Annotated in this window: 14 protein-coding genes; 7 read left to right on the top strand and 7 right to left on the bottom strand. The window is 72.5% G+C overall.

Annotation, left to right across the window (positions count from 1 at the left end):
• Positions 1–10: 10 nt before the first annotated feature.
• Entirely contained in the window at positions 11–1,222 is a 1,212-nt protein-coding gene (gene ilvA, locus LJB74_RS15360) for a threonine ammonia-lyase (protein WP_259309363.1), read from the bottom strand.
• Positions 1,219–2,430: an AI-2E family transporter gene (locus LJB74_RS15355; RefSeq protein WP_259309362.1), complete on the bottom strand. Its 1,212-nt coding sequence runs from the start codon at positions 2,428–2,430 to the stop codon at positions 1,219–1,221. The genes ilvA and LJB74_RS15355 overlap by 4 nt, the downstream gene beginning before the upstream one ends.
• Positions 2,431–2,650: 220 nt before the next feature.
• Between LJB74_RS15355 and msrA the strand changes: the two genes are divergently transcribed.
• Positions 2,651–3,316 (top strand): peptide-methionine (S)-S-oxide reductase MsrA, encoded by a 666-nt coding sequence (msrA, locus tag LJB74_RS15350; protein ID WP_259309361.1) that lies wholly within the window; start codon positions 2,651–2,653, stop codon positions 3,314–3,316.
• Positions 3,317–3,363: 47 nt separating this feature from the next.
• On the opposite strand, the gene LJB74_RS15345 is transcribed toward msrA, so the two are convergent.
• A complete protein-coding gene (locus LJB74_RS15345; RefSeq protein ID WP_259309360.1) occupies positions 3,364–4,215 on the bottom strand; it encodes a LysR substrate-binding domain-containing protein in 852 nt (283 codons plus the stop codon).
• 147 nt (positions 4,216–4,362) lie between these two features.
• On the opposite strand from LJB74_RS15345, the gene LJB74_RS15340 reads away from it, so the two are divergent.
• From LJB74_RS15340 to LJB74_RS15330, 3 genes are all read left to right on the top strand, one after another.
• The gene (locus LJB74_RS15340) at positions 4,363–4,743 is read left to right on the top strand and encodes a DUF5997 family protein (protein ID WP_259309359.1); all 381 of its coding nucleotides are present in this window, start codon (positions 4,363–4,365) and stop codon (positions 4,741–4,743) included.
• Between the two features lie 114 nt (positions 4,744–4,857).
• Positions 4,858–5,565 (top strand): HEAT repeat domain-containing protein, encoded by a 708-nt coding sequence (locus LJB74_RS15335; protein WP_259309358.1) that lies wholly within the window; start codon positions 4,858–4,860, stop codon positions 5,563–5,565.
• A 58-nt stretch (positions 5,566–5,623) separates the two neighbouring features.
• Complete coding sequence (locus LJB74_RS15330; RefSeq protein WP_259309357.1) at positions 5,624–6,127, top strand: GNAT family N-acetyltransferase; 504 nt, start codon at positions 5,624–5,626, stop codon at positions 6,125–6,127.
• A 15-nt stretch (positions 6,128–6,142) separates the two neighbouring features.
• Here the strand turns inward: LJB74_RS15330 and LJB74_RS15325 are convergent, their stop codons facing one another.
• Both LJB74_RS15325 and LJB74_RS15320 read right to left on the bottom strand, forming a co-directional pair.
• Positions 6,143–7,414, bottom strand: a complete 1,272-nt coding sequence (locus tag LJB74_RS15325) for a methyl-accepting chemotaxis protein (protein WP_259309356.1) — start codon at positions 7,412–7,414, stop codon at positions 6,143–6,145.
• A 135-nt stretch (positions 7,415–7,549) separates the two neighbouring features.
• Entirely contained in the window at positions 7,550–8,161 is a 612-nt protein-coding gene (locus LJB74_RS15320) for a TetR/AcrR family transcriptional regulator (protein WP_259309355.1), read from the bottom strand.
• Positions 8,162–8,299: 138 nt separating this feature from the next.
• On the opposite strand from LJB74_RS15320, the gene LJB74_RS15315 reads away from it, so the two are divergent.
• A complete protein-coding gene (locus LJB74_RS15315) occupies positions 8,300–9,940 on the top strand; it encodes an MFS transporter (protein WP_259309354.1) in 1,641 nt (546 codons plus the stop codon).
• Positions 9,941–10,025: 85 nt separating this feature from the next.
• Here LJB74_RS15315 and LJB74_RS15310 read toward each other — a convergent pair whose 3' ends face one another.
• Positions 10,026–10,430 (bottom strand): FKBP-type peptidyl-prolyl cis-trans isomerase, encoded by a 405-nt coding sequence (locus LJB74_RS15310; RefSeq protein ID WP_259309353.1) that lies wholly within the window; start codon positions 10,428–10,430, stop codon positions 10,026–10,028.
• Positions 10,431–10,539: 109 nt separating this feature from the next.
• Here LJB74_RS15310 and LJB74_RS15305 point away from each other — a divergent pair, with 109 nt between their 5' ends.
• Both LJB74_RS15305 and LJB74_RS15300 read left to right on the top strand, forming a co-directional pair.
• On the top strand, positions 10,540–11,418 hold the full coding sequence (locus tag LJB74_RS15305; protein ID WP_259309352.1) for an alpha/beta fold hydrolase: 879 nt from the start codon (positions 10,540–10,542) through the stop codon (positions 11,416–11,418).
• Entirely contained in the window at positions 11,411–12,004 is a 594-nt protein-coding gene (locus LJB74_RS15300) for a TetR-like C-terminal domain-containing protein (RefSeq protein WP_259309351.1), read from the top strand. Before LJB74_RS15305 ends, LJB74_RS15300 begins: the two co-directional genes overlap by 8 nt.
• A gap of 73 nt (positions 12,005–12,077) precedes the next feature.
• Here the strand turns inward: LJB74_RS15300 and LJB74_RS15295 are convergent, their stop codons facing one another.
• A complete protein-coding gene (locus LJB74_RS15295) occupies positions 12,078–13,064 on the bottom strand; it encodes an acetylxylan esterase (RefSeq protein WP_259309350.1) in 987 nt (328 codons plus the stop codon).
• Positions 13,065–13,244 lie beyond the last annotated feature (180 nt).

Here is a 13,244-nt window from a genome sequence, read left to right as displayed (position 1 = left end):
ACGTCCGGGGTCAGTTGAGGGTGACCCGGTACCCGGCGGTGCGGAGATCGGCGACGACCTGCTCGCAGTGCTCGGGCCCCTTCGTCTCGAGCTGGACCGCGATCTCGACGTCGCCGATCCCGAGGTCGACCGCCGTCCGCACGTGCCCCACGTGCATGACGTTCCCGCCGCTCGACGCCAGGTGCGCGAGCAGCGCGGCGAGGGCACCCGGCCGGTCCTCGATCAGCACCCGCAGCTGGAGGTACCGGCCGGCCGACGTGAGACCGTGGCGGACGACGCGGAGCAGCAGGATCGGGTCGATGTTGCCGCCGGACAGGACCGGCACGACCGTCCCGGGGAACGCCTCCGGATCAGCCATCAGTGCCGCGACGCCGGCCACCCCCGACGGCTCGACGAGCAGCTTGGCGCGTTCCGCCACGAACAGCAGGGCACGCGAGAGGTCCTCCTCGGTGACGGTACGCACCTCGATGTCGAGACGTCCGAGGATCTCGAACGGCACGTCGCCGGGTGTCCCCACCGCGATGCCGTCCGCCATCGTGTGCATCGACGCGGCCGCGACCGGGTGACCGGCCGCGAGCGACGCCGGGTAGGCCGCCGCGGATGCGGCCTGCACACCGACGACGCGGACGTCCGGCCGGAGCTCGTGAAGCGCCGACGCGATCCCCGCGGCGAACCCGCCGCCGCCGAGCGGCACGAGCACGGTTGCCATGTCCGGGACCTGCTCCGCGAGCTCGAGCCCCAGGGTCCCCTGACCGATCACGATGTCACGGTGGTCGAACGGGTGGATGAGGACGGCGCCGGTCCGGGTGCACTCGGCACGCGCCGCGAGCAGCGCCTCGTCGAGGCTCGCCCCGACCAGGCGCACCTCGGCGCCGTAGCCCCGGGTCGCAGCGACCTTGGGCAGCGCGGCGTCGGCCGGCATGTAGACGACGGCCGAGATCCCGAGCTCACGTGCGGCGAGAGCGACGCCCTGCGCATGGTTGCCGGCGCTCGCGGCGACGACCCCGCGCGCCTTCTCCTCGGGAGAGAGCCGCGACATCCGGACGTACGCGCCGCGGATCTTGAACGAGCCGGTGCGCTGCAGGTTCTCGCACTTGAGCCAGACGTCGCCACCGGTCAGCTGGCCGAGGGCGCGGCTGCGTTCCACGGGGGTCCGGTCCGCGATCCCGGTGAGCAGCTCGGCGGCGGCGCGGAAGTCCGCGAGCGTCAACGGCGCGGTCATGAGGTCTCTCCTACGGTTGCGGGTTCCGCGGGGCCGTCGGACCCCTCGGTGGGCGGCTCGGCCGACGTCTCCGCGCCGGTCCCGGCGACCGCCGCGCGTGGTGGACGCAGCGCGACGTGGTCGTCGGTACCGAGCTCCGGGAACTTGTCGTGGCCGTGCAGGTACAGCACGACGGTGTTGACCACCGCCGCGATCGGCACCGCGAACAGTGCCCCGGTGATCCCGGCGACCAGGGAGCCGGCCGCGACGGACAGCAGCACCGCGACCGGGTGGAGCGAGACCGCATGCCCCATGAGGAACGGCTGGAGCACGTGACCCTCGATCTGCTGCACGAGGAGCACGACGGCGAGCATGATCACCGCCACCACCGGTCCGTGCGACACGAGCGCCACGAGGACGGCCACGATGCCGGTCAGCACGGCACCCACGATCGGGATGAAGGATCCCAGGAACACCAGGATCGCGAGCGGCAGCGCGAGCGGCACCCGCAGGACGGCCGCCCCGATGCCGATCCCGACGGCGTCCACGAGCGCGACGAGGATCTGCGTGCGCGTGTACGCACCGAGCGTGACGAAACCGCGCCGAGCGGCCTGGTGGGTGCGCTCGCGCGCCTCGAACGGGAGCAGCCCGACGAGCCACGTCCAGATCGCGCGGCCGTCGAGCAGGAAGAAGAACGTGCAGAACATCGCGATGAGCGCGCCGGCGACCACGTGACCGACGGTCGTCGTCACGGACAGCGCGCTCGAGACCAGCCCGCCGCTGTTCTGGGTGATCGACGCCTGCGCCTTCGCGATGTACCCCGTGATGTCGGCGACCGTGAGGTTCAGCGGGCTCGAGGACAGCCACTCGGTGAGCTCCTGCACCCCGGCGACCGCCTGGGTCTGCAGGTCGGAGATCCCCTTGGCGATCGATCGCCCGGCCACCGTCAGCAGGCCGATGACGACGACCAGCAGCCCCACGACCGCGGTCCCCGACGCCGCCGCGCGCGGGAACCGTGCACGACGCTGCAGCCACCGGACCAGCGGCAGCAGCAGCACCGTCAGCAGCAGTGCGACGGCGACCGGGACGACGATCACCTTGAGGATCGTGATGAGGTAGAGCCCGACCGCGAGTGACGCGACCACGAGCAGGAACCGCCACGCCCACGCCGCGGAGACCCGCACCGCCCAGGGCACGACGTCCGACGGCGACCGCTGCTCGCCGGTCATGCGAGCGCCTCCCGGTGGCCGGTCAGCAGGTCGTCGGCGGACCGGTCGTGCCCGGACCGGCGTCCGGTGGGGTGCGCGTTCACAGGCCCCAGGCTAGGCGGTTCTCCCCGACCGCGACGCCGACCGGGTGCACGACACGACCGGGGAACAGGTCGCGGTCCGGGCGGTGTTGTACGCACCGACCCGTGGGGACCGACCTCGGGACGAAGGAGCGGCACACATGGCTGGATGGCTGTTCGGATCTGCGGCGAGCTCGACGATGGTCACCCCCGACCGCGCCCTGCCCGGTCGCGACGACTACGCGTACCCGGTGCCGGCGACCCATGCGGTGCTCGGGACGCCGCTGCGCGGCCCGTGGCCGGAGGGCACCGCCGTCATCTCGCTCGCCCTCGGCTGCTTCTGGGGCGCGGAGAAGGCGCTGTGGAACCTGCCCGGCGTCGTGACGACGGCGGCCGGCTACCAGGGCGGGTACACCCCGTACCCGACCTACGAGGAGACGTGCACGAGCCTGACGGGCCACACCGAGACCGTGCTCGTCGCCTACGACCCGACGGTCCTGCCGCACGTCGAGCTGCTGCGGACCTTCTGGACGCTGCACGACCCGACGCAAGGGTTCCGGCAGGGCAACGACCGCGGGAGCCAGTACCGGTCCGCGGTGTACTGGACGACCCCCGAGCAGGAAGCAGCCGTCCTCGCCACCCGTGACGCCTACGCCCCGCAGCTCGCCGCCAACGGCTTCGGTGAGATCACCACCGAGCTCCGCAGCGCGGCGGACGCCGGCCCGTTCTACTACGCCGAGGACTACCACCAGCAGTATCTGCACAAGGTCCCGAACGGCTACTGCCCGGTGCACTCGACGGGCGTCGCCTGCCCCGTCCCGGCCTGAGCCTGCGCTCGACCGTCGGCCCGCTGGACAGTCAGTGCGGTCGACGGTCAGCGCGCTCGGCGCCCGCGCCCCTTCGCCTGGGCCTGCCCGCGGGACTGACCTCGCGTGTGCCCCTGCGCACGGCCCTGCGCCGTCGCGCGCGCCTTGCGCTGCTGCGCCGCGCGCCGGTCGGCGGTCTCGTCGCGCTCCCGTGACGAGGCCGCGCCGGTCGTCGTGCTGCGGACGGGCGCCGGTGCCTCCGCGGGCTCGTGCGTGCTCGCCGCGCGCCCGCGCGAGCTGTTGACGGTGCGGCCGCGGACGATCCCGATCAGCTCCTCGACCTCGTCCGTCGTACGGTCGGCGAGCCAGCACAGGGCCACCCGGGACTGCGGGGCGTCGTCGACGGGCCGGTAGGTGAGGTCCTTGCGGTGGTGGAGACGCGCGAGCGACTGCGGGACGACGACCAGCCCGACCTCGGACGCGACGAGGGCGACCGCGTCCGCGACGGTCGCCGGACGGTCGAGCGCGCTCCGCTCCCCCGGCAGCACGGCCGCCTCCCCCGGTCGGGCGGACCAGTCGAGGACGTCGTCGAGCGGGTGCAGGACCACCTCGTCCGCCAGGTCCGCGACCGTCACCGACGCGAACGCCGCGATCGGGTGCTCGACGGGGACGACCACCACGGAGGTCTCGGCGTAGAGCGGGATCGCGCTGAGGACCTCGGCGTCGACCGGCAGCCGGAGGAACGCAGCGTCGACCGTCCCGTCGCGGAGCAGGCGATCGGCCTCGGCACCGGGAACCAGGACGAGCTCGAGGGCGACGTCGGGCAGCCGCTGCGCCCACGTGCGCGCCCACTTCGACGGGGTGACCCCCGGGGCGTACGCGAGGCGGAACGTGGGCGTCCCACTCTCCGTGCGGTCCATGCGTCACTCTCCTCAGGTCGCGTCAGGGTACCGGCCCACGGCCGCACGATCACGCCGGCAACGCGGCGCACGGCCCGTTCGCACCACGGTCGAAGGCAGCCGTCCGGGTCGATACCCTTGCAGGATGACCCCCGGACCCCGCAGACCATGAAGCCCGCCACTGCGGCCAAGAAGCTGGGCGTGTACCTCCCGGCGACCCCGGCCGAGTTCCAGCAGGGCGTCGTGTCCCGGGACGAGCTCGACGCCCTGCAGGCGAACCCGCCGCAGTGGCTGGTCGACCTGCGGCGTAACGGCCCGCACCCCCGCCCGGAGGTCGCCGCCCGGCTCAGCGTGTCGATCGCCGGTCTCGCCCGCGGCGGGGTCACCGAGCCGCTGACGACCGCGCAGATCGCCGAGATGCTCGACAACCCGCCGGAGTGGCTCTTCAAGGAGCGGGCGATCCTCGCCGAGGTGCGACGCGAGGAGCGCCGTCTCAAGGCCCGCGATGCGGAGCGTGCACGGTCCGGGTCGACCCCGGCACAGGACTGACCGCACTGACCCGACCAGGCCTGACCCGACCCGAACAGGGCTGACGCATCAACCGCCTCACCATCGGGACGCAAACCCCGACACCGCTGGCCGCACAGTGGCAGCATCGAGGACGTGTCGGCCCGCAGCGATCATCGTGACGCCCTTCGCGCCCTCGACCCCTCGGACGTCCCGGCGTTCCTCACCGCCCACTCCGGTCTCCCCGGATCACGCGGCAACCTCGAGCTCCTCGCCGCGTTCGGCGACGTCGCCTCCGACGGGCTGGTCCTGAGCCTCGTCGGGTCCGACGACGAGTACCACGCCTCGTGCGCGGCGGCGGCGCTGGGCAGGCTCGTCGCCGAGCACGCGGAGGACGACGCGCTGCTCCCCCTGCTCCAGGCCCAGGCGGCGGACCCGCGATGGCGCGTCCGCGAGGGCGCCGCGATGGGCCTGCAGCGGCTCGGGGACGCCGATGCCCCTCGGCTCCGGACCGTGGTCGCCGCGTGGGCGGCCGACCCCAACCCCCTGGTGCAGCGCGCTGCCGTCGCCGGCATCTGCGAGCCACGTCTCCTGCGGGACCCGGCGACGGCCGCCGCCGCTCTCGACGCATGTCGTGTCACGACCGGTCTGCTCAGCGCCCGGCCGGCGATCGCGCGCCGGGACCCGGACCTCCGCACGCTGCGCCAGGCCCTCGGCTACTGCTGGAGCGTCGCCGTGGCGGGAGACCCGGTCGCGGGGTTGCCGGCCTTCGCTGCCCTGGACGAGGCCGCGGATCCGGACGTCCGATGGATCGTCCGCGAGAACCGGAAGAAGGCGCGGCTTGCCCGCCTCCTCGAGACCTGACGAGCCGTCCGACGCGGGCGTCGGAGACCCTGTGCTTCGCGGGCGGCACACTGGCCCCATGACGCTCGCGACCCTGACCATCGGCGACTCTTCCGTCATGCTCCGTCGGGCGACGGTGGACGACGTCCCCGCGATCATCAGCCTGATCGCGGCCGATCAGCTCGCCACCTCGCGCGGCGACTCAGCCCGGCCGGATGACCTCGCGGCATACGATCGGGCCTTCCACCGCATCGACGGCGACGACTCCCAGCTCCTCGTCGTCGCGGACGCGCCCGGCGCCCCCGTCATCGGCACGATGCAGCTGACCTTCATCCCCGGGTTGTCTCGCGCCGGGTCGACCCGCCTGCAGATCGAGGCGGTCCGGGTGCGACGCGACCATCGGGACCGCCGGATCGGCGAGGCGATGATGCGGTGGGCGTGCGACGAGGGTGTCCGGCGTGGCGCGACCCTTGCCCAGCTCACGTCCGACCGGTCGCGGACGTCGGCGCACCGCTTCTACGAGCGCCTCGGGTTCGTCCCGTCGCACGTCGGCTTCAAGCGCCGGCTCGACCCGCAGCCCTGAGCCACCCGGTGGGTGTCACACCCGCGCGGCGACAGGGGCGACGTCGAGCTCCTCACGCCAGGCGTTGATCGTCGAGATCAGGTCGGTCGACAGCACGTCGAACGGACCACCGAACGCCAGCGCGGTTGTCGCCTCGGCCCGCCGCGAACCTGTCGCGTCGCGCACGATGTCGGCGGCCTGCTGGTGGAACGTGGCGTGCTTGTCCCGGATGCTCGCGAAGTACGGCGACTGGCGTTCCGACGTGCTGCTGTCGTGGTGGAGCCAGGCCCCGAGCCCGCACGCGTCGTCCCGGGCGACCGTGGACGGATCGAGATCGGAGGAGCCGGCGATCGCGGCCTGGAGCAGGCGGGCCTTCCAGGCGCCGTGCGCTGACACGGCGGCCTTCAGCTTGGCGGCGGTCCCCGAGCCCGTGACCTCGGCGCGGTGGATCTCACCGCGCAGGTGCGCCTCCATCGACGAGTTGAGCGAGACGGTGTCCTCGGACAGTCGACGGGCCATCCCCCGCACACGGGTCACGCCGTGGTGGATGTCCACCATTGCGTCGTGCACCTGGGCGACGGCGCGCGCGACACCGCTCGAGCTCATCGCCGCCTCGGTCACGTTCCGGGCGATCTCCGCCGTGACGGCGGTCTGCTCCTCGACCGCCGCCGCGACCTCGACGGACATCTGCCCGATGCGCGCGACGGTGTCGGCGATCCCCCTGATCGCCTGGCCGACCCGGTCGACGTCGGCGGTCAGCGTGGCGATGCGTGCGCTGATCTCGTCCGTGGCGGCACTGGTCTGGTGGGACAGCTCCTTGACCTCGTTCGCGACGACGGCGAACCCCTTGCCGGCGTCTCCCGCACGCGCCGCCTCGATCGTCGCGTTCAGGGCCAGGAGGTTCGTCTGGCGTGCGACGCCCGCGATCATCTCGGAGACCTCGCTGATGGCCGCGCACGACTGGTCCAACGCGCCCATCGTGGCGATCGTCTCAGCGGCGTCGGCGACCGCCTGCTGGGCTGCGGCCGACGTGCGTGACGTGCGCTCCGACACCTCGCTCAAGGACGCGGACATCTCCTGGGCCGCGCTGGCGACCGTGTCGATCACGTGGCTGGTCTGCTCGGAGGCCGCCGCGACCGTCTGCGCCTGGTCGTCGCCGGTCTGGGTCAGGTTCTCGAGCCGGTTCGACGTCGCGGTGATGGCGCTGGTCTCCGCGCCGAGGCTCGCGATCGTGCCGGAGACCTGTTCGACGAACGCCATCCCGGCGTCGTCGGTGGTCGGGACCTCGGTGTGCTTCCGACGAGACATCTGCGGCTCCAGATCGGCGGGTGCGCGGGCGACTCGTCCGCTGCGGCCTTCTCATCGGCGCACGGAACCACGCGATGAGGCATACCCCTATGGGTATTTGACCTGGGCATTCGCAACGTCGCGCTGAGCCGCCCCTCAGACGACGGACAGTCGGCCCCGCCCGCCACCCCGCTGCGCGGAGTCGAGACCGGCGTCGACGAACCGGACCGTGCTCTCGACGGCCGTCTTGAGGGGCTGGCCGTGGTCGACGAGCTGCGCTGCCGCGGAGATGGCCCCGAAGGCGAGACCGACGACGATCTCCGGGTCGGCGACCCCGAGCTCTTCGATGGCTGCGCGCAGCGGTGAGACGAGCTCCTCGTGGAGCTCGCGCACCCGGGCACGGCACATCGGGGGCAGGTCGACGATGCTCACGGAGTGGAACGGGCCATGGCTCCGCGCGGCGAGCTGGAGGGCGGCCGTCACGTACCCGTGGATCCGCTCGCGCGGGTCGTCCCCGCGTGCGACGACCTCACCCAGCGCGGCGTTCGCCTCGGCGAACATCGCCTCGACCGCCGCCGCGACCAACGCGCCCGTCGACGGGTAGTACTGGTACACGCTCGTTCGCGCGAGCCCCGCCTGAGCGGCGACGGCGGCCGGGGTGACGGCGGACGCACCTGCGGCGACGAGCGTCTCCCGTGCTGCCGACACGATCGCGTCGCGGCGCATCGCGTGGTGCTCGACGACGGTCGGTGCATCGATGCGGGGCATGACGCCATTGTCGCGCACGAACCTGGACTCGGCCAGTTCCCGACACCACTGTCAGGATGTTACCGTCTCTGGTGTCGAGAAAAATTGCGCGGTGAGATGCCTGCGAACCCCGCCGCCTGCGAGCGAGAAGAGAGACCCGTGACGACCACCCCACCCCCGGAACCCACGACGACGGTCGGCGGCAGTCGCCGCTGGCTCGCGATGCTCACGCTCGCGCTCGGCGTCTCGCTCGTCATCATGGACGCGACGATCGTCAACGTGGCCCTCCCTGTCGTGATCGAGGACATCGGCCTGAACGCCTCCGGGGCTCAGTGGATGAACGCGGTGTACTCCCTGGTGTTCGCCTCGCTGATGCTGACCGTCGGACGGTTCGGGGACCTCTACGGGCGCAAGAAGCTCTTCGCCGCTGGTCTCGTGCTGTTCATGGCGGCGAGCCTGTTCGCCGGCGGGGCCACCGGACCGGCCATGCTGATCGGCGCCCGGGTGATCCAGGGTCTCGGCGCGGCGATGGTCCTCCCGAGCACGCTCTCGACCCTCAACGCGATGTTCACCGGCCGCGAGCGCGGCATCGCCTTCGCGATCTGGGGATCGACGATCGGCGGGATGGCCGCCGTCGGCCCGCTCGTCGGCGGCTGGCTCGCGACCGACGTGAGCTGGCGGTGGGCCTTCTGGCTCAACATCCCGTTCGGGCTGCTCGCCCTGCTGGGCATCGCGCGGTACATCGACGAGACCCGGGACACCACGCTGCAGCGGGGGTCCGACGTGCCCGGGGTGCTCCTCTCGACCCTCGGCGTCGGCGGGATCGTGTTCGCCCTCATCCAGGGCCAGTACCTCGGCTGGTGGACGCAGAGCTCCGGGGGCCTGTCTCCGGTGCCGGTGGTCGGCGTCCTGGGGCTCGCGTTCGTCAGCATGTTCGTCGCCGTCGAGCGCCGCCGGGTCGAGGCAGGTCGGATCACCTTGGTCGACCTCAGGCTGCTCGGGATCCGCTCGTTCCGGTTCGGCATCATCGCGGCGCTGATCGTCGCGCTCGGCGAGTTCGGGCTGCTCTTCACGCTGCCGCTGCTCCTGCAGGGCGCACTGGGCTACTCGGCTCTGGGGACCGGAGCACTCGTCCTCTGGCTCGCGGTCGGCACGTTCCTCATCTCGGGTGCGACCCCGCAGCTGACCGCACGCATCGGCCAGAGATCGGTGGTCCGACTCGGGCTCGCCCTCGAGGCGGTCGCGATCGGCGGGCTCGCGCTGACCCTGTCGACGAGCGTCTCCGGCGTCGTGATCGCAGCCTGGCTCTTCCTGTACGGGCTCGGCGTCGGCATGGCGACCGCGCAGCTGACGAGCGTGATCCTGGTCGACGTCCCGGTCAGCCAGAGCGGCCAGGCCTCAGGGTTCCAGACGACGATCCGTCAGCTCGGCTCGGCACTCGGCGTCGCGGTGCTGGGCGGCCTGCTCATCGCGAACGTCACGAGTCAGACGTCCCAGCGACTCGCGGCGACCGACCTGTCACCTGCGACGCAGCAGCAGGTCGTCAGCATGGTCCACCAGACCGTCGGCGCGGCGATCCCGTCGCTTCGTGCCAGGCCGGAGACGGCTGCCGCCGTGGCTCCGGCCGAGGCGGCCCTCGTGCACGCGAGCAAGATCACGACGGGTATCGCGGCAGGGGTGCTGGTGATCGGCCTCGCCGCAACGCTCGCCCTCCCGGCGGCCGTGACCGCCGAGGCGACCGAACCCCCGGAGGAGCGGAACCGGCGCACCCGCACCCGCGAGCGCACCCCCGCCGCCTGACCCCTCCCCCTCCGTCAAGTGGAGCGATGTGCGGCGACACGCAAGCGTGTCGCTCGCACATCGCTCCACTTGACGCGTTCGGGGGTCAGTTGGTGCCGACGATGTCCACCACGAAGACGAGCGTGTCGGTGCCCTTGATGCCTGCCTGCGGCATGCCGCGGTCGCCGTAGCCCAGGTGGGGCGGGATCGAGAGCAGCACGCGCGAGCCGACCTGCTTGCCGACCAGGCCGACGTCCCAGCCGCTGATCACCGCGCCGATGCCGATCGGGAAGCTGATCGACGCGCCGCGGTCGTACGAGTTGTCGAAGATCCGGCCACCCCAGGTCTGCCCGAGGTAGTGCACCTTGAGGTCGTCGCCGGCCTCGACGATCGCGCCATCGCCCTGGCTGAGCACGACGACCTCCAGCTCGGCGGGGGCCGCCGAGTCGGGGAATGTCAGGACGGGCTTGTCGCCGAAGGAGCCGGAGGCCTCGGGAAGCTGGACGGTCATGGGCATCTCCTCAGGAGTTCGGGGCGGGGTTCCGCGGTGCACCACCCTACGCGGCGTCGCCCGGCGCCGACCCTTGACGTCAATGGCTAATGCCATTAGCTTCGGGGTCATGACCACACGACACCACGACACCACCGCAGCCGACGTGCACCTCCTGTCCCGACCCGAGGGCCGGATCGCCTACACGGACCAGGGCAGCGGCCCGCTCGTCGTCGCCACCCCCGGCATGGGCGACCTCCGGTCGACCTACCGCGAGCTCACCGACCCGCTTCTCGCCGCCGGTTACCGCGTGGTCGTCGCCGACCTCCGCGGGCACGGGGACTCCGACACCTCGTTCACGACGCACGGCGACGTCGCCACCGGGCAGGACCTCCTCGCCCTCGTCGAGCACCTCGGCGGACCCGCCGTCCTGGTCGGCAACTCGATGGGCGCCGCTGCTGCCGCGTGGGCCGCCGCCGAGCGACCGGACCTGGTCGCCGGCCTCGTCCTGCTCGCCCCCCTGCTCCGCGAACCCAGCACGAGCTCGACCGCCCGCGCCCTCTACCACCTGCTCTGCCGGGTTGCCTTCGCCCGACCCTGGGGCGCGGCATTCTGGGCGCGCTACTACCGCAGCCTGCACCGAGGCACGCAACCGGCAGGGCTCGGCGAGCACGCCGACGCGATCCGCGCGAACCTCCGCGAGCCCGGCCGGCTGCGCTCGTTCCGCACGCTCGCGCTCCAGCTCGACCACAGCGTGGTGGAACCGCGCCTGACCGCTGTGACCGCCCCGTCGCTCGCGTTCGTCGGCGCCCTCGACCCGGACTTCCGGGACCCCGCGGCCGAGCTCGAGTGGATCGCCGACACCCTCGGTGCCACGCCCGTGCTGCTCCCGGAGGTCGGCCACTACCCCCAGCTGCAGCGGCCCGACGTGGTCGTCCCGGCGACGACGGAGTTCCTCGCCGGCCTTCCGCGCACGACCGACCGGTGGACGGTCACGCCTCGTGGCTAGGGCCGGGCTCAACCGCCAGGCGGTGGTCGACCTCGCGCTCGCCGTGGTCGACGACGCGGGTCCACGCGGCTTCGCGGACCTCACGCTCGCTGCGGTCGCCGCGCGCGCCGGTGTCGCCGTCCCCAGCCTGTACAAGCACATCGGGGGGCTGCCCGAGCTCCGACGGGCGGTCGCGCTCGCCAGTGTCCGCGAGCTGGCCGACGTGATCGAGGAGGCTGTCGCCACCGCCTCCCCCGGGACCCCCGCCGGGGCCATGGAGCTCCGTGCCGCCGCCACGGCCATCCGCTCCTTCGCCCGGCGCAGCCCGGGGCGCTACGACGCGTCGCAGGGGTCGTCGTGGGCCCGCGACCCCGACGCCGTCGAGGTCCAGCATGCCGCTGCCCGCAGCGTCACGGCGGTCGCCGAGATCCTGCGACTGTTCGACGTCGCGCCCGAGCACCTGATCGATGCCGTGCGCTCCGTGCGTGCGGCACTGCACGGCTTCGTGGCGCTCGAGCTCGACGGCGGGTTCGGCCTGCCCGACGACGTCGACCAGAGCTTCCGGTTCCTCGTCGACGCGCTGGTCCGTTCCCTCACCACGCCGTAGCACGCCGTAGCACTGCATCGTCGGCGACCGTGGCCCGACGGCTCCGGTCCCCGACGACGCGGACCCGGCCGCCCTACCGCTGGAGGAGGTCCCGCAGCCAGCGCAGCTGACGGCCTCGCTGGTGCCCCTGACCGCCCTCGTGCTCGTTGAACTCGTAGACCTCGATCGTCTTCTCCGGGTCGCCGCCGAGCTCGCCGTAGCGGTTGAACGCCGCATACACCGTCGACGGCGGGCAGATCGGGTCCATCAGCGCCACCGAGAACAGGGTCGGCGCCGTCGCACGACGGGCGAAGTGCACGCCGTCCAGGTACGAGAAGGTCCGGAACGCCTGCTCGACGTGGTCACGGTGCACCGCGAGGTATGCGGTGATCTCGCCGTACGGGTTGCTGCCGGTGATCTCGGTGGCACGCCGGTAGTGGCACAGGAACGGCACGTCGGGCATCGCCGCCGCGAGATCGGGCACGAGTCCCGCCACGGCGAGCGTGATGCCGCCCCCCTGGCTGCCACCGGTCACCGTGACCCGCGTCGGGTCCACACCCGGGACCGCCCGGACGGCGTCGACGGCCCGCACCGCATCGGTGAACACCCGCCGGTAGTAGTGGTCGTGGGGGTCGAGGATTCCTCGAGTCATGAAGCCCGGCATCGAGGGGCTGCTCCCGACCGGGTCCGGGGTGTCGCCACCGTCGCCCCAGCCACTGCCCTGACCCCGCGTATCCATGTACAGGTGCACGTAGCCCGCAGCGGCCCAACCGGTCCGCTCGTGGGCGAGGCCACGCCCGCCGCCGTAGCCGATGTACTCGACGATCGCGGGGAGCGGTCCGGTGACCCCGGCGGGGCGTGCGAGCCAGCCCTTGATCGGGTGGCCGCCCCATCCGGCGAACGTGACGTCGTAGAGCTCGACCATGGTCATCGCGGCGTCGACAGGAGTCAGCTCGAGCCCGAGATCGAAGGACCTCGCCTCATCGAGGGTGCTCGTCCAGAACGCGTCGAAGTCGGCCGGCTCGTCCAGCTCCGGTCGATAGGCGACCAGCTCGGAGCGGCTCAGGTCGTTGACAGGCATGCGTACTCTCCTCGGATCTGCTCCGGTCGTCGTCGATCGGCGCGGACAGTCTGCCACCGTGGAGCCTTGGCGCGACAACCGGCCCGACCTGCCCCGGCACCGACCGCGGACGAGGTTGTCAGCCGGGCGCGCCGCACGTCACCACCGCGCCTGCACCCTCCTGGACCGCGCCTGCACCCT

This window comes from Cellulomonas sp. P24 (assembly GCF_024704385.1).
Taxonomy (GTDB): domain Bacteria; phylum Actinomycetota; class Actinomycetes; order Actinomycetales; family Cellulomonadaceae; genus JAJDFX01.
Note: the sequence above shows the minus strand (reverse complement) of the source record. Positions and strands in the feature narration are given on the sequence as shown.

Excerpts from the sequence above, each read along its gene's own strand:
- LJB74_RS15325 (WP_259309356.1), bottom strand. The coding sequence starts at position 7,414 with ATGTCTCGTCGGAAGCACACCGAGGTCCCGACCACCGACGACGCCGGG.
- LJB74_RS15345 (WP_259309360.1), bottom strand. The coding sequence starts at position 4,215 with ATGGACCGCACGGAGAGTGGGACGCCCACGTTCCGCCTCGCGTACGCC.
- LJB74_RS15320 (WP_259309355.1), bottom strand. The coding sequence starts at position 8,161 with ATGCCCCGCATCGATGCACCGACCGTCGTCGAGCACCACGCGATGCGC.
- LJB74_RS15295 (WP_259309350.1), bottom strand. The coding sequence starts at position 13,064 with ATGCCTGTCAACGACCTGAGCCGCTCCGAGCTGGTCGCCTATCGACCG.
- LJB74_RS15330 (WP_259309357.1), top strand. The coding sequence starts at position 5,624 with ATGACGCTCGCGACCCTGACCATCGGCGACTCTTCCGTCATGCTCCGT.
- LJB74_RS15310 (WP_259309353.1), bottom strand. The coding sequence starts at position 10,430 with ATGACCGTCCAGCTTCCCGAGGCCTCCGGCTCCTTCGGCGACAAGCCC.
- LJB74_RS15340 (WP_259309359.1), top strand. The coding sequence starts at position 4,363 with ATGAAGCCCGCCACTGCGGCCAAGAAGCTGGGCGTGTACCTCCCGGCG.
- msrA (WP_259309361.1), top strand. The coding sequence starts at position 2,651 with ATGGCTGGATGGCTGTTCGGATCTGCGGCGAGCTCGACGATGGTCACC.
- LJB74_RS15305 (WP_259309352.1), top strand. The coding sequence starts at position 10,540 with ATGACCACACGACACCACGACACCACCGCAGCCGACGTGCACCTCCTG.
- LJB74_RS15355 (WP_259309362.1), bottom strand. The coding sequence starts at position 2,430 with ATGACCGGCGAGCAGCGGTCGCCGTCGGACGTCGTGCCCTGGGCGGTG.
- ilvA (WP_259309363.1), bottom strand. The coding sequence starts at position 1,222 with ATGACCGCGCCGTTGACGCTCGCGGACTTCCGCGCCGCCGCCGAGCTG.